This is a genomic window from Rhodoligotrophos sp. CJ14, from assembly GCF_038811545.1.
Lineage (GTDB): Bacteria > Pseudomonadota > Alphaproteobacteria > Rhizobiales > Im1 > Rhodoligotrophos > Rhodoligotrophos ferricapiens.
This window is the reverse complement of record NZ_CP133319.1, coordinates 3,765,058-3,789,118: the sequence shown is the minus strand read 5'-3', so window position 1 is coordinate 3,789,118 and position 24,061 is coordinate 3,765,058. Positions and strand designations below refer to the sequence as shown.

Here is a 24,061-nt window from a genome sequence, read left to right as displayed (position 1 = left end):
TCGCTGTCAGTACGCACGCGCGTTCACAAAGCCCTTCCAGACCGTCTTGATCAGCACTTCCAGGTCGAGACTGAGCGACCACTTCTCGATATAATGCAAATCATACTCGACCCGCTTGCGCATGAGCTCTGGATCTTCCGTATTGCCACGATATCCGTGAATCTGCGCCCAGCCGGTCATCCCCGGCTTGACTTTATGCCGGTTGGCATAAGCCTCGATCAATTCGCCATAATACTCATTGTGAACAATCGCATGGGGTCGTGGCCCCACGAGGGACATCTCGCCACGAAGTACGTTCCAAAGCTGAGGCAGCTCGTCAAGGCTCGTTCGGCGCAAGAACGCTCCGATGCGCGTCACACGTGGGTCGTTGCTCGTCGCCTGCGTTATCCGCGGCCCATCTTCGGCAACACGCATAGTCCTAAACTTCAGGACATTGATCACCCGGTGATTGAGGCCATGGCGGCGCTGGGAGAAGAAAACGGGGCCGGAACTGTCGAGCTTGATCGCGATGGCGATTGCCGCAAAGAGGGGCATCAAGACCAGGAGTAGAGCCGCGCTCCCAATTCTATCAAATGCACTCTTGACAATGCGCCCCCAATCGTCAATGGGCCGCGATTGCAGTGCGAAGAGCTGAGTTGAGCCAAGCCGGCGCAAACCACGAGGCGTGGCGAGGCCCGTAAGTTCGCCGGCGAAGACCGAAATATTGACAGGCAGCTGAGACAAGCGGCTCGCCGCATTGACGATCGCGTCCTGGGCAGCCAGAGGGACAGCCAGTACGACATCATCAATGCGCATGGTACGCGAATGGTTGATCAGATCATCGAGGCCCTTTGCCTTCCATCTCCCCGACGGATCGCAGTAATAGGGATACACGCCAGCAACCACGATGCCTGAATTGGCGCGGATATCTCTGATGAGGGGCTGCAAGAGCGCTTCATCGCCGACAAAGGCCACGCGACGCGCAAACGGCCCCGCATCGAGCAACTTGCCTATGGTGCGTACCGCCAGCTTACGCTCGCTGACCAGCAGAACGAATGCAATGGCAAACCAGGTCAGCGCCCAACCACGCGAGTATTCGGTTGAAACCTTGACTCCATATCCGAGGGCGGCAAGCAACAGGAAGGCAACCGCAAGACCGATAAAGTAACGCCGGAGATGACGAGACTGGGAAGCAAAACGATCGACATCGTACAATTGCTGCTTGCGGAGCGTGACAGTTGTCAGGCACGCCCCCAGCATGCCTACCCACAGGTAACTCCAAACATCGCTATAAGTCTGTTGCAGATATAGATCTATATAGATCCACTTCGCCAAAACAGCCGAAATGGCAACGATAATCATCTCTACGAAGGCACCAATGTCCATCAGCACCTGTCGTGTTACACCGTGGTCTTTCAGGAACTGTAGCGGCTGCTGCGATCGGGGGATCTCAGCGCTTCCGCTCGCCAATTTCTCGTTCGCCAACGTCATCTGATTTCGCGTGCTCAGCTGGATGAGCGTTGCACGCGCCCCTCTTGATCTCGATTTGGACTACGAGGACCCTCGGCTGACGCGCTTCGCCTCCCGAAGAAACGCCCGTTGTTCGTTATCCGGCCGAACGGCGACTTCCGAGTCGATCATGGTCACCACGTCCGGCGGAGCCCCGATTGAAAGGCGGGCAAGGCTGCGTATCGGCTGATAGCGAAGCTCCCTCTGCAGGAGGCCTCTCAAGGAAGGATCCAGACTGGACCAATGCAGCACAGAAAACTCTACACGTTGCGCACCGACCCACTGCTCACGAGGGCCGGTCAAATAAGAATTACGCAGGAAGAGCGCGACTTTATCATTGTATCCGCCGCGGGTTGCTTCAAGCTGGGCAAGGCTAAACCACATGTCCGGCGCGCCGGGTGCTGCTTCCAGACCAGCCTGCATAATGGCCTGAGCCTGGTCGCGTGATTGGTTCGCCTCCTCCTTGAAGCCAGCCTGTGATTGGAGATCGAAACCTTTGAGCCACAGTTTGGCGAGGCGCAGATATGCATTCCGGTCCCCCGCCTGCCAGGCGATCGCCCGCACGGCGGAATCAATATCCGAGTCCAGCTCCTCAGGTGCTAGGTTCTCTTCAGCCGGCGATGTTACGGTCGCAAGAGATAGCTGAGCGATCAACCGCGGAGCAGACACAATCAAAAGGGTTGCAGCAAGAAGTACCGCTGCCCCCGCCTGAACATATATCAGAGACGACCGAAACGCCATAACAGGACCCCTAGTCGTCCTTGCCGTAATACTGGGGGTATTTGCCATAGGCCGCGCCATAGCCGTAAGGCGCATAGCTCGACATCTTACGGACATTCACCTTGTTTAGCGCGACACCGGCAATCTTGTTGGTGCTTGGGCCAAGATTCTTGATCGCTGTCTGTACCAGCTCGCGAGGCGTCTCGTCCCACTCGATCGTGAGCAGCACCGAATCCACGTCCTTGGCCAATACGCGGGAATCGACCACCGGAATGACCGGCGAACTATCAATGATCACCAAGTCATATTGATCCCGGGCAATCCGAAGCCAATCACGCATCTTGGCGGATTCGAGCACTTCAGCTGTGTTCTGAACTTTATGGGAGGCCGGCAAGAAGTGCAGATTGGTACCAGGATCCTTCAACAAGACTTGCTCCCGGCTCACTTCGCCCACGAGAAACTCGACCAAACCCGGATGCTTCTTCGCCTCCTCTCCCAACCATCGACTGGTCAGGGCCGGCGACCTCAGGTCCGCGTCCATCAACAGCACCTTCATGCCGGTATGGGCAGCAAAAGACGCAAGATTGGATGACAGCGTCGTCTTGCCTTCGCCTGGCACGGCGGATGTCACCATGATGACACGCGGCGGCTGGTCGATATTCGACAACAGCACTTCCATCTTCAATGCGCGAATTGCTTCGGCATAGGTGGACAGCGGCTTGTGAACGGCAAACTTCTCAACGGGAATGGGACGATTGTCACCTTTCAGCTGAGCGGGCGAGATCATGGGCACCGTCGCCAGGGTCGGAAGCTTGAGATACTCTTCCACCTGCGTTGCTGTCTTGAAGCTATCGTCGAGATACTCCATCAAGAACGCAAGCCCAACGCCAACTCCGGCAAAGCCTACAAGAGCAATCGCGAGGATCAGCGATTTATTGGGAAAACTGGGCGAGCCCGGAGGGGCGGCCTCGGCGATAATCCTCGCCTCGGGAGCCTGCAGGCTTTCCTGCTGGGATACTTCCTTGAACCGGCCAAGGAAAGCCTCATAAAGAGCGCGGTTCGCGTTGGCTTCGCGCTCAAGTTCCCGAAGCCGAATGCCGGCGGCCTTGTTTCTTTCAACCCCGTTTTGCAACTCATCAAGACTCTTTTGGAGCGATTGCTCGCGAGTCACAGCAACTTCATAGTCGTTGCGGATATTCGCCACGATGCGATTGATCTCAAGATTGATCTGCCGATCTATATCGGCCCTCTGTGCGCGAATATTGATGACTTGAGGATGCCTGTTGCCGTAGCGCGTCGTCAACTCGGCCTCGCGACCCGCAATCACGGACTGCTGCGTGCGAAGCTGGCCGATGACATCAGAGCGCAGAACAGACTGAAGGGCCTCTACGCTGTCTTTTCTCTGCAGCAGCAGATCAATACTCTCTACCCTCGCCTTCTTCTCGGCTGCCTCCGCGCGCGCGAGCACGAGTTGCTGATTGAGCTGCGCGAGCTGCTGCTCGTAGATATCCTCGCCGCCTGCGCTGACCAGGTTGTTCTGTTGCTTGTAGAGTTCAACCGCGTTCTCTGCGGCCTGCACGCTCGTGCGCAAAGTGGTCAGACGGTCATTCAGCCAGTCAGTTGCGAGCTTGGTGGCCTGAAAGCGTGCCTCCAACTGATCGATCAGATACTCGTTGGCAAAGGCATTCGCGATCCGGGCTGCCTTTTCCGGCGTCTTTGCGGTGTAAACGATAGACAGCACATAGGTTCGCCCCTGTCGTTGAACAGAGAGACCACCCAGCACGGCCTGAGCCAGCGCTGCCCGTTCACTCGAAAGCCCTTGCGTTTGGGCGGCGGCCGGCGCCGGTGCTTCTGTCTCGGAGGCAAAGAGACCAGTCAGCGAACTCAAAATCGAGCCCCCCTCATCGCCACCCCCAAAATCCGGATCTCGGTCGAGATGGAGTTTGTCGGCTACTCTGAGGGCCGTCGTTGGCGATTTTATCAGCTCGACTTGGCTATCAATGGCCGCGCTATCCGCACTTATGCCGGCGAGCACCGCTTCCGCATCGACAATATTTTTGCCGCGCGTATCGATGAGAATGCTTGTTGATGCAGTGTAGAGCGGGGTCGCCACCAGCAAATAAAGGGTCACAAGGGCCAGGCCCACCGCGATCGTACCGACGATCAGCCGCCAGCGTCGAAGCAAAGCGCGACCGATCTCGCGAAGATCGATTTCCTCATCTTCGACGCGCCGAACGTCGGCCTTCATCAGCATGTTACCGTCGCCTCCCGCACACAGCTCTCCGAGCCCATGCCACACCCTCTCTCCTGCACGCTTGCAGAAAGAAGCCGCCCAATTCCGATCTCGCGGGTCTGACGCGCCCCCCCGGTCACAACAACTTCTGAGCTCGGCTCAGAAGCAAAGGGACCATGGCAAAGGCTAGAATTGCGCCTTCAGTCCTACGCCCGCAAAGTTGCGAGAATAATCATATGTGGCGAAATTTGAGCTTCGGTCCTTGTATTCATAGAACAAGCTCGCCGAGAAATTCCGGTTGATCAGGAAATCGGCGTTAATCCCCGTCTCGACCACCTCGTCCTTTCGCCCGCTACCGACATAATCGCTATGAATGTAGCTAACATATGGCGAAAGGATCAGATTCCTCAAAAGCTCGTAATCGGCGGTGAGCTTCAGCGCGGTATCAAGACGACCAGAGGCTCCTGACTGGATGGTTTGATCGACGCGCCGCTCCGCCTCGGCAGTCAGAGTGATAAGACCGGTGGGGTTGTAGATCAGCGCACCCCGCATTGCCCAGCCATCAATATCCTTGAGGCTTGCCCTGTCATAGTCCTGAACGAGATAGCCGAAGCCAAACTCGCCGTGGATCAAGGAGGTGATATCCATTTCCACGCCAGCAAGGGCAGTTACACCCTGGGAGCTTCTTCCATATCCGTCCTTGTTGAAGTCGCGGAGATTGCCTTCAAGCAAGCCAAAGGCAGCATAGCCCGGGGAAAACTCGTAGCTCCACCGGGTCGCTGCAGTATAGGTCTGCCCATCCCGGAAGTGTTGGCGCAAGGTGCCACCGCCGACTGCGGGTACATTTTCGTAGCTGACCGTCGAAACAGACCCTATCAACGCCCCGGTCAGCCGGTTGAAGCGCTTCCTGATGGTCGAGCCGGCTTCAAAGACATTGTATGGCACAGGCTCAAGCGCATTCTGCGGTGCCTCGAGCGATCCGGGCCGCTCGTGTCCTCGCGTTCCCCTCACGAAGCCGATAAGCTGGAGCTGATCTGCGAAATCAAGCCGCCACTGCGCAATGCCGTTGGCGTTGAAGCGATCCTGCCGGGTTTCCGTGAAGTAGTTATAGTTATCAAAATCGAAACGGAAATTGAGAGCGTGGCGGGGGAAATTGGAGAGCGCGAGAAGCCCGCCGCTGAGCAGATTCGCCCCGTCGCTGATTTCATTGTAGCGCGTGGCATAGACATTGTCGTCATATACGACCATGTCTTCCAGCCACGGATAAAGGAAATAGGTGCCAACTCTGCCACCGACCGGAGCATATTCCTCATGCCTGCGGTTACGCACAGCCTCAGCCTCCGCGGGGCTCTTCATCACCACGGTACCGGCATACACTTCTGAGACTGATGTGGATTGCGCTGCTGCTGGATCGGCCATAGCGAGACCGACCAGCAGCATAACGCTGCAGGCACCAAGCGGCTTGCAGTTTTTCATCTCTCGTCCGGAATTACTGTTTAACCGCTATGCGCGCCAAGCAACTTCGGGTCTTAGTTCGGGCTGACAGCCCGACGAACGAATTCGACGAGGTTCCGAACGGACTCACGAACCGCCGTCCGATCCCGCTCGCGCACAGCCTCACGCAGATCCGTGATGATCGAACGAATCCCCGAAGGGCTCACCCGCGAAGCCATGGTGCCAACCGAAGCCGACCGGGAAGTCGGGCTCGACAAGGCCGCACTCTGCACTGAACCCGTAGCCGGCGCAGCGCGCGTGCTGGCGCCAGGGGCTGTCGTCGCCCGGCTTGAGAAGGTCGAATTCGAAACCGAATTTGACGGCTCGATCCCAAACTTCGCGAAGCTGCTACGCGAGAAGATATCAGCGGTCGCCGCAGAGGCTGGCGCAGCCAGGGAGAGCATCAGCGCCCCTGTCAGCACGGCGCCGGTCACTACCTTGGACAACCGAATTTCATTTAGCATCCCGCACACTCCCGCTCTTGGATGAAGCGTTCTTGAACGCCCCGGCTTGAACTGAAGAGAACGCCGACCCGCCATTCTCCACATGGTAAAGACGTTACGCATCTACCGGCCTCCGTCAAGAGGAAATAGTCCTCTGTTAGGCATTTAGACCGGCATGCACAGCGTGGCCGCTTCAGTTCCCCACGGAGCCGGCAGTGATTGTCCACAGCCCCGAAGTGCTTTGCAACCAGAAACCAAAGCGTACCGATAAGTATACAGAGGAATCGCGCAGAACTACTGCTAATTGAACTGGAAATACTCCCTCCTAAAGAGCTCTCCAGTGACAAGAACCAGAAACACTCCGGACTGCACTGCTGCTAGACATTTGAGAGCAGACGAAAAAGAGAATAAAATCGCGATATTTCCCGACGCTACTCTTGCGCAGCAGAAATCGACCAGCGTGTCGCGTTTCTGCAGCGCAGCAAAATAAATGCTGTGCTGGTTAAAAGAACCTTTCCGCGATCCTGATCGTATCGCCCGGCAGGATCTCCAGCGGCTGATCGAGATTATATGGCCGCTCAGCCGACTCATTGGCGCGCCTTATATAGGCAACGCTGGTATTGGCCCGGTAGGTATAGCCGCCAGCCTTGGCAACGGCGGACTGAAGCGTCAACCCGTTCGAGTACGGATATTCACCAGCGGACTTGACCTCGCCATGGATGTAGAAGGGACGGTAGTTCAGAACCTCCACACTCACGCTCGGATTGCGAATATAGCCTTCGCGCAGTTTGGCCGCGATCAGGTTCTCAACGTCCCTCGGACTATGGCCACCGGCCCTGATCTGTCCGACAAGCGGCAGCGAGAAATCACCATTCGCATCAAGCTCGAACTCGCCAGAGAGGTCTTCCTCACCAAAAACAATCACCCTCAGCTTGTCGCCCGATCCCAATCGATACGATTGCTCCGCACCCCCGCCTGGTCCTACGCTCGCGGGGGTCGCTGTCGCTGTGGTCGGTGGCGTTGACGAGGTCTGATATGTCACTGGATTGTTGCCGCCGGTCGCGCAGGCCACAAGGCTCGCGGATGCCGAAAGCGCGACAATGGCCCTAATAATCCCGCCCAATCTCCAACTCCTCGCAAATCCCGGTGCGATCCAGCATGCTCCCTCAGCACAATGATTGCACTCCCGCATAACGGCATCATTGCGGCATCGCTGGAAGGCCCGCTGCTCTCTGTCCATATTCTCCTAGTTGAACATGAAAGCGCCCGAAGAGCAACATAGGATGACGAAGACTATGCCAGAATTGGTTTCAAAATGGCACAAGTGCTTCCCAGGTTGCGTGCAATTAGTGAGGACCTGTCGCAAATTAGCCGCGAACCGAACTCTGTCCCGTCCGGAGCTCTGGTACAATGCCGCTCAGTTGGCACTCGCGGCAGGCTCAGCAACCTGCAGCTGCACAAGGCCAATTTTGGCATATCCTGCTTGGCGGACCTCGTTCATGACCGCCATAACGTCACCGTAGGGTATCGTCTTGTCCGCGCGCACGAAAATTCGCTGCTCACGGTCGCCTTCCGTCAAGGCGTCCAGACGCGCCGCCAGTTCCGCACGATCAATCCGATCATTGCCGAGGATGAGGGAAAGGTCGGGTCGCAATGACAAGAAAATCGGCTTTTCCGGTCGCGCCGCTGGTGCTGCATTCGACGATGGCAGGTCAACCGGAACATCTACCGTGGCCAGGGGCGCCGCCACCATGAAAATGATAAGAAGCACCAGCATAACGTCAATGAAGGGGGTGACGTTTATCTCGTGAGTCTCCACGAGATCGTCGCCACCGCTTTCGTCAAGCCTTGCGGCCATGTTCTACTCCGCCGGAATGGATTGTCCAAAGGACGCGCGCGGCATCTGCCAGCTTTCGCGAGCTGACGCCACGGCCTGGCGATCGAGATCTCGGCTCAACAGCCGCATAACGATCGCGGATGCGTCGCCGAGATTCGCCCTATATCCGGCGATTGCGCGGGCGAAGACGTTATAGATCACCACTGCCGGAATCGCCACGACGAGCCCGATCGCGGTTGCTAATAGCGCTTCGGCGATGCCAGGTGCCACGACAGCCAGGTTCGTGGTTTGGGCACGCGAGATGCCAATGAAGCTATTCATGATGCCCCAAACCGTTCCGAACAGGCCGACAAAGGGCGCGGTTGATCCCATGGTGGCGAGCAAGCCGGTGCCGATCGCCATGGAGCGGCCCGCGCGCGCTTCGATCCTAGCAAGGGCCATAGACACTCTGTCCTTGACGCCGGATCCAGGAAGCTCCTGGGAGGCGGACCATTCTGCACGCGCAGCGCGAACCAGGTCCGCGGCGGGCCCAGACACTCGGGCCAGCGCGTTTTCCGCATCGTGGAGAGAGTGCGCGGCATTCAGAACGCGCAAGGCGTGGCGAAGGCGACGCTTCGCGCCGAGGAGCTCGATGGATTTCGCCAGCCATACCGTCCAGGTCAGCACAGAGGCGAAGGCCAAGGAGGTCATCACGGCCTTCACCACGAGATCGGCGGCCATGAACATTCCCCAGGGCGAAAGATCGTGCGGGAGAGCGGCGCGGGAAATGCCCGGCGCAACAAAGGCATCTTCTCCTTCCGCGTCGATGGCCGTCTCCGAACCATCGACGGCGGAAGTGTCCGAGGCGGATGACGACTCGGGGGCCGCGGGGCCAGCATGAGCCGGCGGTTCGCTTAAGATCGGTGAAGAGCCCTGTGCAGGCAGTGCGGGCGAGGATCCATCGGAGGCAGGAGGAGCGCTTGGCTGCTGGGCGAAGGCGGGACTGGCCATCCCGAAAACCACAGCCATGGCTATCACTTGGACGAGGCGCGTGATCGTCCGGTGACAGGAGTTCAGTATCATTCGCAATGCCTTATTGGATCTTGCGGGAAAGACAGCGCTGCTTGCTGGACGACGGCCGACACCGCGGTCGGGCTAGCTCACGTGCTCAACTGCGCCCGTTCTGCCTCAAAACCCCTAGCAACAGCAAGACGGCTCATGTGGCAAATCGCTCTCCATAGGCAAGGGAGCTTGCCTAAGCTGCACAACGTCAGCGTGCAGGGCTCATGAAGGTCCTCACTTCGTAACGCGCCCGGATATCGCCGACGGCGCGCCCGATCTCCTGCGCGCTCGGATCAGGTCGGGGCGGTGTGCCGCGATGAGGATGATGATCGTTGAGATCTCCAGAACAATCAGCAGCAGGAGTGGATTTGCCATGCTGTCCGTCTCGGCCGCAATCCACATGCTCAGAATGGGGGCGATCACGGCGGCTAGGGCAAGACCCGTCAGCGACAGCCCGAGGAGTGCCGCAGCTGAACGGGCGCATATGTCGATCACCGTTGCGGACAGGACGGGCAAGGCGCCCATGCTCGTGCCAAAGGCGGCTGACACCAGAGCGAGGAAAAGCATGGCGGGCGGCTCCGCCATCATCAAAAGCACCCCGATCAATCCGAATGCCAGAATCGCCGTCGATGCATTCAGCAAGAGGATCATCGAACGGGCATTGCGCAACCAGCCCGTGGTCCTCAGCCGACGGTCAGACAAAAAACCCCCGAGCCATACCAAAGCCGCTGCGATCAGCCAGGGTAGCACCGCGGCGGCCATCGGCAATTCGATGGAGGCCAATGGGCCGTCCGAGATCCAGAACAGACAGAAGAAGCCGGCATAGCCTTGGACTGCAAAGACACACAGATTGGCGATGAGCGTCATCCGCATCGGCTTTGGCAGGCTTGCTTGCGAGACATTCATGTCCTGTCGATCTCGCAGCCGAGGGCGCCTGGTGCTCAACCGTCCGATCCGCTGAAGCTCGACCCGCGATATATGGCTCGACTGGCTGGGGTCGTCCCTGAACAACAGAAACCAAGCCGGACTCCAGAGAAGTGCGGCAGCAGCAATAGCCAGTAGGCAAGCGCGCCAGCTTACAATGGCGATCATGGGCGGAAGCAATATGTTGCTCAATGCCCAGGCCAAAGGAAACGCCAGGAGAGCCCATGCGAGGGCCATGGCGCGTTCATGAGGAGAAAACCAGTCGGCCACCACCCGGTTAAGCGCCGGTAAAACCATGGCGCCGCCAAATCCGAGCAATACACAAGCGATCAGGTGCACGATCAAACGGCCGGAGAAACCAGCAAGCACCATAGAAGCGCAGATCAATCCAGCTGCAATCGTGAGGACAGATCGCGCGCCGCATCGATCGCAAACGATTCCGGCCGGCAGCAACGCAACAATGAAGGCCAACCCCAAGCCGGTCAGCAGCAGTCCCCAATGTGCATCCGCCAGCCCCGTCTCGATCAAGAAGGGATCGAGCGTATGCATTAGGACGGTCTGCGCGAAAGTCGCGATCGCGATGAGCGCGAACACCAGACCGAGGATCAGCCAGCGGAAACCCACTCCTAGGACAGCGAAGGGTGCAGAGCGTGGCATTTGGCTTCATGACAGTTGCCAGTGATAGGCTATCATTCAACCAAAAGTTGTAAATAGCTCTATCGGACTCGCAGCACGATTTGTTTCTCATCGTGTGGGGTGTAGGCAACATGTCCGGCCAGTCCGGCGGATGCAGATCGTTCGCGCCGGTTCAAGAGGATAGTTCGCGTCAGTCTTCCTCGGCGAAGACTTCCTCACGCTTGCGCCGCACTGCTGGCATGAAGGTGAAGATCAGCGCGGCGAGCGCACAAATCAGCAAGGCCGCACTTATCGGACGCTCGACAAAGACCAGTGGATCGCCCCGCGAAATGATCATTGCGCGGCGCAAGTGCTCCTCCAAAAGCGGTCCTAGCACAAAGCCGAGAAGAAGCGGCGCCGGCTCGCAGCCCAGCCTCACGAGGAGATAGCCAATGATCCCGAAGACGGAAATTGCGTAGATATCGTAGTTGTTGAGGTCGAGCGAGTAACAGCCGATACAAGCGAATGCGATGATGGCCGGGAATAGAATGTTGTAGGGGATCGTGAGCATCCTTACCCAAATGCCGATCAGCGGCAGGTTGAGCAGGACCAGCATCAGGTTGCCGATCCACATGGAGGCGATCACGCCCCAGAACAGAGCGGGCTCGTCGCGGATCACATTGGGCCCGGGCGTAATGCCCTGGACAATGAAGGCGCCCACCATCAAGGCCATCACGGGATGGGCGGGCAGACCGAGGGTGAGAAGTGGAATGAAAGAGGTCTGGGCTGCGGCGTTATTGGCGGACTCAGGTGCGGCGACGCCTTCGATCGCTCCATTGCCGAAGCTGTCAGGCTGATCGGAAATGCGCTTTTCGATGGAGTAGGAGGCGAAGGATGAGAGGATATGCCCACCGCCGGGCAAAATCCCCAAGATGGAGCCGAGCGCGGTGCCGCGCAGAACGGGCGCTGCCGAGCGGCGAAAATCCTCCGCTGTCAGCCATAGCCCCTTCACCTTTTTGATCAGCACCTCGCGTGTCTGCTCGTTTTCGAGATTGCGAAGGATCTCGGCGACACCGAACACACCGACCGCAACGGACACAAAATTGATGCCGGAATAGAGCTCGAAGAGCCCGAAGGTGAATCGGGGGGTTCCGGTGTAAATATCCTGCCCGACCAAGCCGAGCAGCAGACCGAGAACGATCATGGCCAGCGCTTTGAGGATCGAGCCATGGGCAAGAGCTATCGAGGCGACGAGACCAAGCACGATCAGCGAGAAATATTCGGCCGGGCCGAATTGCAAGGCGATCCTCGCCAGAGGTGGAGCGAACAGAGCCACCACAAGGGTCGCCACCGTTCCCGCAAAGAAAGAGCCGAGCGCGGCGACAGCGAGGGCGGTGCCTGCCCTGCCCTGGCGCGCCATCTGATAGCCGTCAATGGCGGTCACCGCCGATGAGGACTCACCTGGCAGATTGATCAGGATGGCCGTGGTCGAGCCACCATATTGCGCACCGTAGTAAATGCCGGCCAGCATGATCAGGGCTGTCACCGGCTCGAAGCTGAAGGTGATCGGCAACAGCATGGCAACAGTCGCCGTGGGGCCGATCCCAGGCAGCACGCCGACCAGAGTGCCGAGCAATACGCCGATGAAACAATAGAGAACATTGACCGGCGATAATGCGGTGGCAAAGCCCAATTGCAGATTGGCAAGGATATCCATCGGGCGAGATGCTCAAAGACTAAGCCAGGAACCAAACACCGGGACGGTGATGCCGAGCCCGTAGACAAAAATCAGAACACAGAAGAGCGTCAGAAGGGCCGCAAGCAGAACAGCAACAGAAAGCGGGGTGCGACGGCTTGCAAAGGCGCTCATCAGCGCGGTCACGAAAAGGGAAGGCGCAAGGCCCAGGCCCTTGATGGTCAGACCAAAGATCACAGGCGCGGCAAGGAGGAGAACGAGCCCACGCCAGGGAATGCCACCAAGCGGCTCCACGCCGACATCCACCAAAGCCTTGCCAGCGATCGCAAGCCCAAGCGCGATCAGAACCACCGCCAGAACGAGAGGGAAATAGCCGGGCCCCATGCGTAATGGCGTACCCAGATCATAGCCGAGCGAGGCGATGGCGAAGGCCAGCCCGAAGCCCGCGAAGATCACACCGGCCAGAATGTCACGCAACGACTTCTGCATTGCAGAGCCCCCAAGCCGAGCAGAGATCGTGGCCGTCTCTGCTCGCAGCCTTTCAACGGCAGGATCACTGAGCGTAAACGCCCGCTTTTTCGATGATCGGCTTCCACAGATTGATCTGCGCTTCAAGATGATCAGCGAGCGCCTTTGGCGTGACATCCTGCTCGGGCGAGGGCGTGGTGCCGAGTTCCGCAAACCGCTTCACAACGGTCTGGTCCTTCAGTGCCACCTGCAAGGCCTTCTGCAGCTTCTCGATGACCGGCGCTGGCGTGCCCTTGGGTGCGTAAAGTCCATGCCATACGGCGACCTCGAAGCCAGGCAGGCCCGCCTCATTGGCGGTGGGCAGATCAGGCAAAGCGTCCAATCGCTCAGGGGTGGTGACGGCATAGGCCTTGATCTCGCCACCCTTGATCTGGCCGGTCGTGTTGGTGGTCTGGTCACACATGAAATCGACCTGACCGCCGACAAGATCGGTGAGCGCGGGCCCAGTGCCCTGGTAGGGAACGGTGGTGAGCTCGGTGCCGATCGCCTCCATGAACAACATTCCACAGAGATGAGAGGCGGCGCCAATGCCCGCATTCGCATAGGTGACCTTATCCTTGTTCGCCTTCACATAGTCGATCAGCTCCTGAAGGGTGTTCGCCGGGAAGTCCTTCCGGGCCACGATCACCATAGGAACTTCGGTCACAAGGCCGATCGGCTCGAAATCCTCCAGAGGCTTAAAGGCCAGATTGCGATAGAGGGTCGGGGCCGTGGACATGCCGATATGGTGCAGCAGCAAAGTCTGGCCGTCGGGTTCCGCCTTCGCAACTTGACCTGCACCCAGCGTGCCGCCGGCGCCGCCGACATTCTGTACCACCACCTGAGCGCCGAGCTCCTTGCTCATGGGCTCGGCGACGAGGCGGGTCACGGTGTCGGTCGGCCCACCTGCGGAGAATGGCACAACGATCGTGATGGGGCCGCTCGGATAGTCTTCTGCTGAGGCCGGTGCAATGCCTGCCGCAACGATAAGCGCGGCCAGCCAATTCGATAAGCGCATCTTGTCCTCCCTTGAAACCGCCTGGTCGCCTGTGGCGCCCGGCCGTTGTTGCTAGGAAGACTGTCCGCATTTCGTCATTGGCGCAAGCCGACGAAGGTCTGATGATGACAGGCTTGGCCGCTTACGCTTGCGGCAAAAATAGCCTGTCGACCTGATGATCGAGGCCGGGATGTGCCCAGTCCAAGCCTTTCCAGCCTATGTGGTTGTCGGGGCGGATGAGATACGCCGCTGAGCCATAGCGCTCGCGATAGGCCCCGCTCGCGTCGCGCATGAGGGCCGCCCCCACGACCGTGTCGATCTTACTGTCAGGCGCCGTCACGACCACGGCTCTCACAAGCCCACCGCACCGATGTTCGAGCTCTTCGATTCGGTGCTCGAGCGCCGAAACCGAGTTGGGATCATCGAGCCAGGCGAGCAGGACATGCGTGGTGCCGCGGAGCATTTCGAACAGGCGCAACGGAGCGCCAACGCCCTCTCGGCGAAGGTCAAGGACATCCGGAGCGCGGTCGCCCGCGGCAGGACCGGGGATTTCGGAAGCGTCGTCGCGTATCCAGGAGGCTTTATGGTAGGAGATCAACAGCTGGGTGTCGGCAAGGCGATTGTCGTCGCTCGAGCGCCTGCCGAGGTTTACGCTTGCCTCGCGAGTGCGCGCGATGACGTCCGCACCAACGGGCTGTCGCTCCTCCTCGTAGCTGTCGAGAAGCGCCGGCGCGGCGAGGCCCCGGCAGACGAGCGCCAGTTTCCAGGCCAGGTTATAGGCATCCTGGATCCCCGTATTCATGCCTTGCCCACCGGTTGGCGGATGAATATGCGCGGCATCCCCGGCAATGAACAGACGGCCTTTCCTATAGCGCTGCGCGAGCCGCATACTGATCCGGAATAGGGAGGACCAGCGCATGGCCGACAATATCGCGCCCTGCGGCACCAGGCGATCGGCCACAGCCTGCAAATGCGCGAGCGAGGGCCCCGGCTGCTCGGTCTGCAGGCCGTGATCAGCGCCGGTTTGCTGGCCGCCAGCATCAAGATCGTCGCTGGCCAGCATGGATATCCGGTAACGCCCTCTCTCTGGCAAAGGGATGGCGATGAACATATCAGGCGCGCTGTCTTCTTTCGGATTAAGGCAGAACAGCGCGAGGCCGCGAGGCAAGGCGGCTGCTTCATCTGGCCAACCAATATGAACATCGCCCAGCATGAAGGTGAAGGGGAAGGCATCTCCCTCGAAGCTGATACCGGCGGCATGGCGGACGGTGCTGTGTGCGCCGTCACAGCCGATGACATAAGCGAATCTCGCTGTTTCGGTGCGGCCGCTCCGGTCGCGAAGCGTGGCTGCAACGGTTCCGTTGCCTTCGGTGAGCGTGACGAGCTCGCAGCCGCGCTCCACGGCCACGCCAAAGCGCGAGAGATGTTCTACCAGGAGCCGCTCAGTCTCATATTGCGGCAGGCCAAGTTCGCCATAAGGCAGATCGCTGAAATCACTCAGCCGGTCAGGCATGATCCTGCCGGCAATGACCATGCGCACGCCCCTTAGCCAAAGACCGGCATCCATCGCATCCCGCGCGAGGCCCATGTCTTCCCAGACCTCGAGCGTGCGTGGGGTGACGCCGATGGCGCGGCAATAAGGGGAAGGCTCCGGCGCCTTGTCGATAATCCGTGCACGCAGACCATGACGGGCCAGCTCCGCGGCCATGGTCAGGCCCACCGGCCCCGCGCCAACCACGAGTATCTCGTCCATGTGCCCTCGCACTGATCCGACGATCCATGAATGCAGCCGGCGTCAGCCAGAACCCGACTAATCGGCGGCGGCACCGCTCCAGCATACCGCATCTTGATCGAGTGGCAAAAAATGCGCGAGGCAGGTGTGATTTTCTACTTGATTGTAACGGGCGTTTTCTCCATATCGGGGGCTGCCCAGAGTCGCACGTGCCTGTGGGCGCCCGCCGGGATCAGCGAAGTCAAAAGGACTGCTGGTCAATACCGGTCAGGTACACGGTTCTCATAGAACCGCGCGTGATCTCAGCGAGATCGCGGGGCGCCTTGAAGCAACGACGGTGCGGGCTTTTTTGGTCTCGGTCTGACCGTCCATAGGTCAGCGTTACTAAAGAGGCACACCATCCTTGCCTGCAGTGCGGTCGGGTTCATCCCCGCCAATCCAAGGCATCCACATCGGGACCGTTTGAAGCCCATGGCTTTGGCCGGTCCAAAGGCTGAGTTCAGGCGCCTTTCGCACGATCTCCACCGCGTGCGCAGGCAATGGGATTCCGCTCCTCGAAACCTTGTTGGCTTTGGGAGACCCCATTATGGCAACCGACCGCATTCTCGATTTTCTGGCCACCCGACGACCCGCCAGCCCGTGCCTGGTGCTCGATCTCGAGGTGGTGCGCGAAAACTACGACTCGTTCCGCCGTGCGCTGCCTGACGCGGCCATCTACTATGCCGTCAAGGCCAATCCTGACCCGCAGATCCTGTCGCTGCTGGCCGAGCTCGGCTCTTGTTTCGACACGGCATCGCTGGCCGAGATCGACATGGCGCTTGCCGCCGGCGCGGGCCCTGAGCGCATCTCCTTCGGCAATACCATCAAGAAGGAGCGCGACGTCGCCGCAGCCCATGCGCGTGGCGTGAGCCTGTTCGCGGTCGACAGCATCGAGGAAGTGGAAAAGATCGCTCGTGCCGCTCCTGGCGGACGGGTGTTCTGCCGCATCCTCACCGATGGCGCGGGCGCCGAATGGCCGCTGTCGCGCAAGTTCGGCTGCGATCCCGAAATGGCCATCGACGTGCTGCTGCGCGCGCATGAGCTGGGCCTGCGCGCCTACGGCGTCTCGTTCCATGTGGGCTCACAGCAATGCAATGTGGATGGCTGGGATGAGGCCCTGCGGCAGAGCGCCGTGATCTTCCGCAAACTGTCGGAGCGCGGCATCCAGCTGTCCATGGTCAATCTGGGCGGGGGGTTTCCCACGCGTTATCTCAAGGACATTCCTGAGATGACCGCCTATGGCCAGGGTATCGCGCGAGCCATCTCACGGCACTTCGGCAATGCCATTCCGGAGACCATCATCGAGCCCGGCCGGGGCATGGTGGGAGATGCCGGCGTGATCAAGGCTGAAGTGGTGCTGGTGTCGCGCAAGCATGCGGATGACGAGGCACGCTGGGTCTATCTCGATATCGGCAAATTCGGTGGCCTTGCCGAGACCATGGAGGAGGCGATCCGGTATCCGATCCTCACGCCTCATGATGGCGGCGAGATGGGTCCGTGCATCGTGGCGGGGCCGACCTGCGATTCAGCCGATGTGCTGTATGAGAAGACCCCGTATATGTTGCCGATCGCGCTGACGATCGGGGATGAGGTGCTGATCGACAAGGCCGGCGCCTATACCACCACCTATTCGTCGGTGGGCTTCAACGGGTTCCCGCCGCTGAAGTCCTATGTGATCTAGTCACATCCCTCATCCATTATGAGAGCACCACTGCCGGAGGCATCCGGCGGTGGTGCATAGGCTTGCTTGCGCGCGAGGTCGCCCCCCAAATGAGCACCATCCCATCCTGGCCGATCCACGGCACCATCACCGGCCCCATTGTCATGATCGGCTATGGATCGATCGGTCAGGGCACGCTTCCTCTCATCGAGCGGCATTTCCGGTTCGAGCGCTCACGTCTGGTGGTCATCGATCCCGACGATACCCATAAGGCATCGCTCGAGGCGCGGGGCATCCGTTTCGTCAATGAGGCGGTCACGCGCGACAATTACCGCGCGCTGCTGACCCCGCTGCTCACCGAGGGCGATGGACAGGGCTTCTGTGTCAATCTGTCGGTCGATACGTCGTCGCTCGATCTCATGCGCCTCACCCGCGAATTGGGCGTGCTCTATATCGACACGGTGGTCGAGCCGTGGCTTGGCTTCTATTTCGATCCGACGGTGAGCAATGCCGAGCGGACGAACTATGCGCTGCGCGAAACTGTCCGCCGAGAGCGCCTTGCCAATCCGGGCGGAACAACGGCCGTTTCCTGCTGCGGGGCCAATCCGGGCATGGTCTCGTGGTTTGCCAAAAAGGCTCTGCTCGATGTCGCCGAAGCGGTGGGCCTCAAGGTGGACCAGCCCAGCTCTCGCGCAGAATGGGCTCGGCTCATGCAGCAGGTGGGGGTCAAGGGCATCCACATTGCCGAGCGGGACACGCAGGTCGCAAAAAAGCCAAAGCCGCTTGGCACGTTCTGGAACACGTGGTCGGTGGAGGGCTTCCTTGCCGAGGGCCTACAGCCGGCCGAGCTTGGCTGGGGCACACATGAGCGCTGGCGGCCTCACAACGCCTTTTCTCATGACAGTGGATGTCAGGCGGCGATCTATCTCAACCAGCCGGGTGCGGCCACAAAGGTGCGCAGCTGGTGTCCCACGCCCGGACCGCAGTTCGGATTTCTGGTCACCCATAACGAGGCGATCTCGATCGCGGATTACTTCACCCTGCGCGATGGAGAAACCGTCGTTTACCGGCCGACCTGCCATTACGCCTATCATCCCTGCAATGATGCGGTGCTCTCGCTGAATGAACTGTTCGGCGCGGCCGCAGAGGTGCAAAAGACCCTGCATGTCCTCACGGAAGATGAGATCCTCACCGGCTGCGACGAGCTGGGCGTGCTGCTGTATGGGCATGGCAGAAACGCCTATTGGTACGGGTCGCAGCTTTCGGTCGAGGAGGCCCGGCAGCTTGCGCCCGCACAGAGCGCAACCGGCCTGCAGGTGACCTCTGCCGTTCTGGCCGGCATGGTCTGGGCGCTGGAGAACCCGGAGGCGGGCATTGTCGAGACGGACGATATGGATTTCCGGCGTTGCCTCGAGGTGCAGATGCCCTATCTCGGCCCGGTGAAAGGATACTTCACCGACTGGACGCCACTGCAAAACCGCCCCGGACTGTTTCCGGAGGACCTCGATACCAGCGATCCCTGGCAGTTCCGGAACGTTCTGGTGCATGAGCCGCGCTGACATGACAGGCTCGGGGCCGGCAACAAATCCGGCCGCCGAGCCTATTTGATCAGGGCAGAGACCGGCTTGAATTGGGGGTCGGCCGAGGTGCCCATCCATTCGAACAGCACCATCTCGGTGGTGACGATCTCGATGCCATTGGCCGCAAGGCGGTTCAGCGCCGTTTCCTTCGATTCCGGCCGGCGTGATCCCACCGCATCACGGACCACGTAAACCTCCCTCCCCCGTGCGCGCAGGCCCAGGGCGGTCTGGGCCACGCAGATATGGGCTTCGCAGCCAGACAGAACGATCTGCTCGCGGCCCGAAAGCGCCTCCTCGAAGCCCGGCGCGGGGCAGGCATCAAAGCTCATCTTCTCGATCACGGGTTCATTGCCGGCAAGCTCAGGCAGGGTGGGACCGAGACCACGCGGATTCTGTTCGGTGCGCAGGATGGGCACGTCCAAGAGGCGCCCTCCCTTGATTAAGCGGGCGGCATTGCTGACCGCCGCCTGCCCCTCATCAATCACCGGCATCAGGCGTTCCTGAAAATCGATGACCAGGAGCAAGGAGCGGGAACGGTCAAGCAGGGGCATGGCTCCAAAGCCTTTCTTTCATTTCCGGATGGCGTGCTCGCGTTTGTCAGCGCGGCATCTGCAGCCGGGTACCATGATATCCTTGGCAGAGAGGCCAGGCGAGCACCATGTTGATGCTGGAGGACAGAGATGAGCCGAGCATTCGTCAAGGAACCGGATGGCGAACAGGTTTATGACAGCCTGCCGGAGCGGCCGATCAGCCCGCTTCCCAATCTGGTCACGGCACGCGGGCTCCGGCTGATCGAGGCGGAAATCGCCCGTCTGCGCGGCGAACTTGCCTGTTTTCAAGCGGATGGCAATCGCGCGGGCATCGCCGAGGCGTCACGGGATCTGCGCTATTGGTCGGCGCGACGGGCGAGCGCTCAACTGGTTCCGCTGCCAACAAACACGGATGAGGCGCGCTTCGGCATGTGGGTGACGATCCAGCGTGATGACGGGCGCCGGCAGAGATTTCAAATCGTCGGCCAGGATGAAGCCGACCCGGCGAAGGGCTTGATTTCCTATGCCTCACCCATGGCCGCCGCCATTCTCGGCAGGAAGGTAGGAGATGTGATCAAGGCTGGTGCCGGTGAGGCGGAAATCACCGCAATTGACGCTGTTGCGGAGGACTGACCTCAGCGTCTCGATAGAGGCGTTCTAGAACGCGAACCGGTATCCGCTTCGCTCGAAAATGCGCTAGCCCTGCTCAGGGTCAGCCGTTGCGCCGGTCGTCGTCAGGCTGATCGCGCTTGTCCTGCACGGCAGGCGCATCAAAGCCGTGGCGCGAGGAATAGAACACGAGGACCATCAAAACCACGCCGACGGCCAAGGTCAAAGTGGCACCCACCACCATCGCCGCATAGCCATCGAAGCTCATTTGCGTGCCGGCCGACAGATCCATCGCCTGACTTGCCATCCACATGGTGACCAGCACAGCCAAAACTGCCGCTGCTATAATCAGTCCGTTCTTCATCTCGTCACCTCGCCTGGCTTCGTTACTGCCGATGCCTTGCATTGGATTTAGCGTGCGCATACACTTATTGCAAGTGTATGGATAAGGATGATCGAATGGGACGCGGCACGGTAAGCACGCTTTGGCTGGAGCAGCTCAGCCCGGACAAAGGCCCGCTTTACCTCCAGATCGCGGATGCCATAGAGCAGGCGATCCAGAATGGTGCGCTGCGCCAAGGTGAGCGGCTGCCGCCACAAAGGTCCTTGGCAAAGCAGCTGGGCGTTGATCTCACGACGATCACGCGCGCCTATGCCGAGGCCCGCCACCGCAATCTCCTCGATGCCATTCCTGGTCGCGGCTCGTTCGTTGCGATCCGCGAGCGGAACTCCGCGCCAGCCATTGATCTCTCCATGAACATTCCGCCGGCGCCACAATGGTTGCGGTTATCGGAGCTGATGAGCTCGGGCATTTCCGAAATTCTGAGGCGGTCCAATGTCGACCAGCTCATGTCTTATCATGCCGGCGCAGGCTCACTGGCCGATCGGGCAGCTGCTGCGCAATGGCTTGCGGCCGTCATGGGTGACGGGTCTCCAGACCGGGTCGTGATTGCAGCCGGAGGGCAGGCCGCGCTCATGGCGATTCTATCTGTGGAAACCAGGCCTGGAGATGTCGTTCTGGCGGACAGGCTCACCTATCCCGGCTTTATCCGTGGCGCCGCGCAAGCCGGATTGACGGTGGAAGCGGTGGAAGATGACGGTTGCGGCATGAGACCAGACGCGCTGATCCGGGCCGCGCGGACGAGTGGCGCACGGCTCGCCTACTTGACGCCGACCACCCATAATCCGACGACGGTGACCCTCTCGGAAGGCCGCCGGCTCGACCTCGTGAAGGCCGCACGGAGCTCCGGGCTGACCCTCATCGAGGATGATCCTTATGCGCTTCTCACCGGCGAGACTATGGCGAGCTTGGCCATGCTCGCGCCGGAGCGCACCTATCATATCGCGACCGTGTCGAAATGTCTGACGCCGGGCTTGCGTATCGCCTATGTGGTGACGCCTGACGATGACAGGCAGGACAGACTTGTCCAGGCGCTGCGCGCCTTCACGCTCATGCCGGCACCGCTCATGATCGCCCTGCTCACGCTGTGGATCCGGAATGGCACGGCTTGGTCCCTCCTCGAGGGGGTCAGAGAGGAAGCCGCGCACCGCATCGCCCTGGCGCTCAGTCTTCTTCCCGAGACGGTGAAAGCGCATCCAAACGGGCTGCATGTCTGGCAGCCGCTGCCAACCCATTGGAGCCGGCATCGGCTCATCGAGGCCGCGCAACGCCAGGGACTCGGCATTACCGGCGCTGATGCCTTCCATGTGGGTGGGCCGGTGCCGGATGCGGTGCGCATTTCGCTCGGCGCGGTCCATCCGCGAAAGGCGCTGGCGGATGCGCTGCAGACCATTGCGATGATCATCCGAAATGACCGGCGGCTCGAGCGGGCGGTGGTCTAACCTCGGGCCGTCACGAAGCATATCGCCAGGGAAAAGCGATCGCTCTATTGTCTTGCAGCCGAAGCAGATTCGGCCATGACCGCTTGATGGGGTGCCATGACCGACACCAGCCAGAGGCCGGCCGAGACCGCTCGATCCAGCGGGCGTATCGTGCGGCAGGCCAATCCGCGCAATCTCGAGACGCCGGTGGAGCATCTGCGCTCGTTCATCACCCCAACGGACCAGTTCTATATCCGAAATCACTTCAGCACGCCGCGGCTGGACCGGGCGGGCTATCGGCTCGAAATCACCGGTGCGGTCGATCAGCCAGCGTCGCTCACTTATGATGAATTGCGCGCGCTGCCGGTGGAGCACCGCGTGGTGACCCTCGAATGCGCCGGCAATGGCCGCGTCTTCCTCGATCCACAGGCAAAAGGCGTTCAGTGGGCGCTTGGCGCTGTGAGCACGGCCGAATGGACCGGCGTTCTGCTTGCGGACCTCCTGGCAAAGGCTGGTCTTCGGCCGGACGCCACCGAGATCATCCTGGAGGGGGCCGATCGCGGTCACCCAAAAGAGGATCCCAAGCCGGCCGGTGCAATCGCCTATGCGCGCAGCCTACCGCTTGTGAAGGCATTGTCGCCGGACGTTCTGCTGGCTTATCAGATGAACGGAGGTGATCTGCCGCTCGAGCACGGCTTTCCGGTGCGCGCCATCGTCGCCGGACACTATGGCATGGCCTCGGTGAAATGGCTCACGCATATTCACGCCTCGCCGGTGCCGTTCCAAGGATATTGGCAGACGACGGACTATGCCTATTGGGACAAGCAGGCCGGCCATATGGTGCGCCGCCCGCTCGGCGCGATGAAGCCCAAGTCGATCATCACGCAACCGGCGCCGTATGACGCCGTCGCCCCGGGGCAAAGCTGCCAGATCACGGGGGCCGCTTGGACGGGCGAGGCTGAGATCACTCAGGTGCTGGTCAGCACGGATGGGGGCGAGAGCTGGGGCGAGGCCATCTTCCTGGATCCGATGCAGCGCCATGCCTGGCGGCGATGGTCTTTCGACTGGCAGGTGCCCGATGTTCCGGGTCCGTGTGTGCTGATGTCACGGGCTTTCGACAGCAGCGGAGCGGCGCAGCCGGATCAGTATGATCCGCATTATTGCGGATATGTGATCAATCAATGCCTCAAGATCGAGGTCATGGTTGCAGCCGACCGGCAGGATTAGAGCGTTTTCGCTTTCCTTGATCCGCGACCGGTAGGCACTTCGCTCGAAAATACTCTAGGAACGAACCGCCCTGAACGCAGCAAGGCTGCTCGAGGCAGCCTCTCGCAGGAAAGCCTGATCGGAGCCTGTCGAGAAGCAGGTGATCCCAAGGCTCGCCGACATCGCACGCGCCTCGTCCACCGAGCCGACATTGAGCCAGGCGATCTTACCCGCCGCTTTCGCGGCCATCGCGATCGGTCGGGTCGCAGCTTGGATTTCCGGTGCATCCGGAGATGCCGCGCGCAGGGCCATGGTGAGGTCACCTCTCCCGATCAGCAGAACATCAATGCCATCGACCCCCGCGATCGCATCGATCTCGTCGAGGGCCTCAGGGTCCTCGATGATGGCCGCCACCACAACCTCACGATCGCTCACCTCCACATGGTCCCACATGGCGCGGGCACCATAGCCGCCGGCACGGGTCGAGTTGGAGAAACCGCGGCGACCGGGCTTATAACGGCAGGCCTCGGCGACCTCACGGGCGATGGCAGCGCTTGCGACGTGGGGTACCACAACGCCGGTTGCGCCATCGTCCAAAACCGCGAGCAGCTGGGCGGCATTGGCCTCGGGCACCCGGGCGAGGCACGGGACGTCCATAGCGCGCGCGGCGAGAATGGCTGCATCCATCGCCACGCGGTCGAAGGGGCCGTGCTCACCGTCGATGACGAGGAAATCAAAGCCGAGACTGCCGAGAATTTCCACGGGATGTGTTGCGGGCGTCTGCACGAAGGTTCCCAGCAGCGTTTCGCGCGCCATGAGCCGCTGCCTGAATGCTGACGCTCGGTTTTGCGCCATGATGATCAATCCTTTGCATGTTTGAGAAAGGGAG

At 60.3% G+C, this 24,061-nt stretch carries 21 protein-coding genes; 6 read left to right on the top strand and 15 right to left on the bottom strand.

The features are described 5' to 3' along the window. Window positions 1-6: 6 nt before the first annotated feature. From RCF49_RS17725 to RCF49_RS17710, 4 genes are all read right to left on the bottom strand, one after another. Window positions 7-1,470 carry an undecaprenyl-phosphate glucose phosphotransferase gene (locus tag RCF49_RS17725; protein WP_342641110.1) on the bottom strand — a complete coding sequence of 488 codons (1,464 nt, stop codon included), beginning with the start codon at window positions 1,468-1,470 and terminating at the stop codon, window positions 7-9. A gap of 60 nt (window positions 1,471-1,530) precedes the next feature. Next, window positions 1,531-2,229 (bottom strand): hypothetical protein, encoded by a 699-nt coding sequence (locus tag RCF49_RS17720; protein ID WP_342641109.1) that lies wholly within the window; start codon window positions 2,227-2,229, stop codon window positions 1,531-1,533. A gap of 10 nt (window positions 2,230-2,239) precedes the next feature. Then, window positions 2,240-4,462 carry a GumC family protein gene (locus tag RCF49_RS17715; RefSeq protein ID WP_342641108.1) on the bottom strand — a complete coding sequence of 741 codons (2,223 nt, stop codon included), beginning with the start codon at window positions 4,460-4,462 and terminating at the stop codon, window positions 2,240-2,242. Between the two features lie 165 nt (window positions 4,463-4,627). Then, on the bottom strand, window positions 4,628-5,917 hold the full coding sequence (locus tag RCF49_RS17710; protein ID WP_342641107.1) for an outer membrane beta-barrel protein: 1,290 nt from the start codon (window positions 5,915-5,917) through the stop codon (window positions 4,628-4,630). Between the two features lie 156 nt (window positions 5,918-6,073). Between RCF49_RS17710 and RCF49_RS17705 the strand changes: the two genes are divergently transcribed. Then, window positions 6,074-6,424: a hypothetical protein gene (locus tag RCF49_RS17705; RefSeq protein WP_342641106.1), complete on the top strand. Its 351-nt coding sequence runs from the start codon at window positions 6,074-6,076 to the stop codon at window positions 6,422-6,424. 456 nt (window positions 6,425-6,880) lie between these two features. Here RCF49_RS17705 and RCF49_RS17700 read toward each other — a convergent pair whose 3' ends face one another. The 8 genes from RCF49_RS17700 to RCF49_RS17665 all read right to left on the bottom strand — a co-directional run bounded on the left by RCF49_RS17700 (window position 6,881) and on the right by RCF49_RS17665 (window position 15,748). Further along, the gene (locus RCF49_RS17700) at window positions 6,881-7,501 is read right to left on the bottom strand and encodes a polysaccharide biosynthesis/export family protein (protein WP_342641105.1); all 621 of its coding nucleotides are present in this window, start codon (window positions 7,499-7,501) and stop codon (window positions 6,881-6,883) included. A 294-nt stretch (window positions 7,502-7,795) separates the two neighbouring features. Then, window positions 7,796-8,236, bottom strand: a complete 441-nt coding sequence (exbD, locus tag RCF49_RS17695; RefSeq protein WP_342641104.1) for a TonB system transport protein ExbD — start codon at window positions 8,234-8,236, stop codon at window positions 7,796-7,798. 3 nt (window positions 8,237-8,239) lie between these two features. Continuing rightward, window positions 8,240-9,223, bottom strand: a complete 984-nt coding sequence (gene exbB / locus RCF49_RS17690; protein ID WP_342641103.1) for a tonB-system energizer ExbB — start codon at window positions 9,221-9,223, stop codon at window positions 8,240-8,242. Between the two features lie 267 nt (window positions 9,224-9,490). Beyond that, on the bottom strand, window positions 9,491-10,837 hold the full coding sequence (locus RCF49_RS17685) for an MFS transporter (RefSeq protein WP_342641102.1): 1,347 nt from the start codon (window positions 10,835-10,837) through the stop codon (window positions 9,491-9,493). Window positions 10,838-11,006: 169 nt separating this feature from the next. Continuing rightward, window positions 11,007-12,512, bottom strand: coding sequence for a tripartite tricarboxylate transporter permease (locus RCF49_RS17680; RefSeq protein WP_342641101.1), 1,506 nt, complete (start codon window positions 12,510-12,512; stop codon window positions 11,007-11,009). Window positions 12,513-12,524: 12 nt separating this feature from the next. Continuing rightward, window positions 12,525-12,980, bottom strand: coding sequence for a tripartite tricarboxylate transporter TctB family protein (locus RCF49_RS17675; RefSeq protein WP_342641100.1), 456 nt, complete (start codon window positions 12,978-12,980; stop codon window positions 12,525-12,527). Window positions 12,981-13,044: 64 nt separating this feature from the next. Further along, window positions 13,045-14,016 (bottom strand): tripartite tricarboxylate transporter substrate binding protein BugD, encoded by a 972-nt coding sequence (locus RCF49_RS17670; RefSeq protein ID WP_342641099.1) that lies wholly within the window; start codon window positions 14,014-14,016, stop codon window positions 13,045-13,047. A gap of 121 nt (window positions 14,017-14,137) precedes the next feature. Then, window positions 14,138-15,748 (bottom strand): FAD-dependent monooxygenase, encoded by a 1,611-nt coding sequence (locus tag RCF49_RS17665; RefSeq protein ID WP_342641098.1) that lies wholly within the window; start codon window positions 15,746-15,748, stop codon window positions 14,138-14,140. 565 nt (window positions 15,749-16,313) lie between these two features. Between RCF49_RS17665 and RCF49_RS17660 the strand changes: the two genes are divergently transcribed. After that, window positions 16,314-17,447 carry a type III PLP-dependent enzyme gene (locus RCF49_RS17660; RefSeq protein ID WP_342641097.1) on the top strand — a complete coding sequence of 378 codons (1,134 nt, stop codon included), beginning with the start codon at window positions 16,314-16,316 and terminating at the stop codon, window positions 17,445-17,447. An 89-nt stretch (window positions 17,448-17,536) separates the two neighbouring features. Then, window positions 17,537-18,985 carry a homospermidine synthase gene (locus RCF49_RS17655; protein ID WP_342641096.1) on the top strand — a complete coding sequence of 483 codons (1,449 nt, stop codon included), beginning with the start codon at window positions 17,537-17,539 and terminating at the stop codon, window positions 18,983-18,985. A 41-nt stretch (window positions 18,986-19,026) separates the two neighbouring features. Here the strand turns inward: RCF49_RS17655 and RCF49_RS17650 are convergent, their stop codons facing one another. Continuing rightward, window positions 19,027-19,557: a hydrolase gene (locus RCF49_RS17650; protein ID WP_342641095.1), complete on the bottom strand. Its 531-nt coding sequence runs from the start codon at window positions 19,555-19,557 to the stop codon at window positions 19,027-19,029. A gap of 129 nt (window positions 19,558-19,686) precedes the next feature. Here RCF49_RS17650 and greA point away from each other — a divergent pair, with 129 nt between their 5' ends. Further along, complete coding sequence (gene greA, locus RCF49_RS17645; protein ID WP_342641094.1) at window positions 19,687-20,169, top strand: transcription elongation factor GreA; 483 nt, start codon at window positions 19,687-19,689, stop codon at window positions 20,167-20,169. A gap of 79 nt (window positions 20,170-20,248) precedes the next feature. Here the strand turns inward: greA and RCF49_RS17640 are convergent, their stop codons facing one another. Further along, complete coding sequence (locus RCF49_RS17640; protein WP_342641093.1) at window positions 20,249-20,509, bottom strand: hypothetical protein; 261 nt, start codon at window positions 20,507-20,509, stop codon at window positions 20,249-20,251. 95 nt (window positions 20,510-20,604) lie between these two features. Here RCF49_RS17640 and RCF49_RS17635 point away from each other — a divergent pair, with 95 nt between their 5' ends. Both RCF49_RS17635 and RCF49_RS17630 read left to right on the top strand, forming a co-directional pair. Beyond that, window positions 20,605-21,987 carry a PLP-dependent aminotransferase family protein gene (locus RCF49_RS17635; RefSeq protein ID WP_342641092.1) on the top strand — a complete coding sequence of 461 codons (1,383 nt, stop codon included), beginning with the start codon at window positions 20,605-20,607 and terminating at the stop codon, window positions 21,985-21,987. 96 nt (window positions 21,988-22,083) lie between these two features. Further along, window positions 22,084-23,193, top strand: coding sequence for a sulfite oxidase (locus RCF49_RS17630; protein WP_342641091.1), 1,110 nt, complete (start codon window positions 22,084-22,086; stop codon window positions 23,191-23,193). Window positions 23,194-23,247: 54 nt separating this feature from the next. Here RCF49_RS17630 and RCF49_RS17625 read toward each other — a convergent pair whose 3' ends face one another. Then, window positions 23,248-24,027 (bottom strand): HpcH/HpaI aldolase family protein, encoded by a 780-nt coding sequence (locus tag RCF49_RS17625; RefSeq protein ID WP_342641090.1) that lies wholly within the window; start codon window positions 24,025-24,027, stop codon window positions 23,248-23,250. Window positions 24,028-24,061 lie beyond the last annotated feature (34 nt).

Excerpts from the sequence above, each read along its gene's own strand:
- RCF49_RS17650 (WP_342641095.1), bottom strand. The coding sequence starts at position 19,557 with ATGCCCCTGCTTGACCGTTCCCGCTCCTTGCTCCTGGTCATCGATTTT.
- RCF49_RS17705 (WP_342641106.1), top strand. The coding sequence starts at position 6,074 with ATGATCGAACGAATCCCCGAAGGGCTCACCCGCGAAGCCATGGTGCCA.
- RCF49_RS17670 (WP_342641099.1), bottom strand. The coding sequence starts at position 14,016 with ATGCGCTTATCGAATTGGCTGGCCGCGCTTATCGTTGCGGCAGGCATT.
- RCF49_RS17640 (WP_342641093.1), bottom strand. The coding sequence starts at position 20,509 with ATGAAGAACGGACTGATTATAGCAGCGGCAGTTTTGGCTGTGCTGGTC.
- RCF49_RS17710 (WP_342641107.1), bottom strand. The coding sequence starts at position 5,917 with ATGAAAAACTGCAAGCCGCTTGGTGCCTGCAGCGTTATGCTGCTGGTC.
- RCF49_RS17655 (WP_342641096.1), top strand. The coding sequence starts at position 17,537 with ATGAGCACCATCCCATCCTGGCCGATCCACGGCACCATCACCGGCCCC.
- RCF49_RS17715 (WP_342641108.1), bottom strand. The coding sequence starts at position 4,462 with ATGCTGATGAAGGCCGACGTTCGGCGCGTCGAAGATGAGGAAATCGAT.
- RCF49_RS17660 (WP_342641097.1), top strand. The coding sequence starts at position 16,314 with ATGGCAACCGACCGCATTCTCGATTTTCTGGCCACCCGACGACCCGCC.
- exbD (WP_342641104.1), bottom strand. The coding sequence starts at position 8,236 with ATGGCCGCAAGGCTTGACGAAAGCGGTGGCGACGATCTCGTGGAGACT.
- RCF49_RS17630 (WP_342641091.1), top strand. The coding sequence starts at position 22,084 with ATGACCGACACCAGCCAGAGGCCGGCCGAGACCGCTCGATCCAGCGGG.
- exbB (WP_342641103.1), bottom strand. The coding sequence starts at position 9,223 with ATGGCTGTGGTTTTCGGGATGGCCAGTCCCGCCTTCGCCCAGCAGCCA.
- RCF49_RS17635 (WP_342641092.1), top strand. The coding sequence starts at position 20,605 with ATGGGACGCGGCACGGTAAGCACGCTTTGGCTGGAGCAGCTCAGCCCG.
- greA (WP_342641094.1), top strand. The coding sequence starts at position 19,687 with ATGAGCCGAGCATTCGTCAAGGAACCGGATGGCGAACAGGTTTATGAC.
- RCF49_RS17625 (WP_342641090.1), bottom strand. The coding sequence starts at position 24,027 with ATGGCGCAAAACCGAGCGTCAGCATTCAGGCAGCGGCTCATGGCGCGC.
- RCF49_RS17665 (WP_342641098.1), bottom strand. The coding sequence starts at position 15,748 with ATGGACGAGATACTCGTGGTTGGCGCGGGGCCGGTGGGCCTGACCATG.
- RCF49_RS17685 (WP_342641102.1), bottom strand. The coding sequence starts at position 10,837 with ATGCCACGCTCTGCACCCTTCGCTGTCCTAGGAGTGGGTTTCCGCTGG.
- RCF49_RS17675 (WP_342641100.1), bottom strand. The coding sequence starts at position 12,980 with ATGCAGAAGTCGTTGCGTGACATTCTGGCCGGTGTGATCTTCGCGGGC.
- RCF49_RS17725 (WP_342641110.1), bottom strand. The coding sequence starts at position 1,470 with ATGACGTTGGCGAACGAGAAATTGGCGAGCGGAAGCGCTGAGATCCCC.
- RCF49_RS17680 (WP_342641101.1), bottom strand. The coding sequence starts at position 12,512 with ATGGATATCCTTGCCAATCTGCAATTGGGCTTTGCCACCGCATTATCG.
- RCF49_RS17720 (WP_342641109.1), bottom strand. The coding sequence starts at position 2,229 with ATGGCGTTTCGGTCGTCTCTGATATATGTTCAGGCGGGGGCAGCGGTA.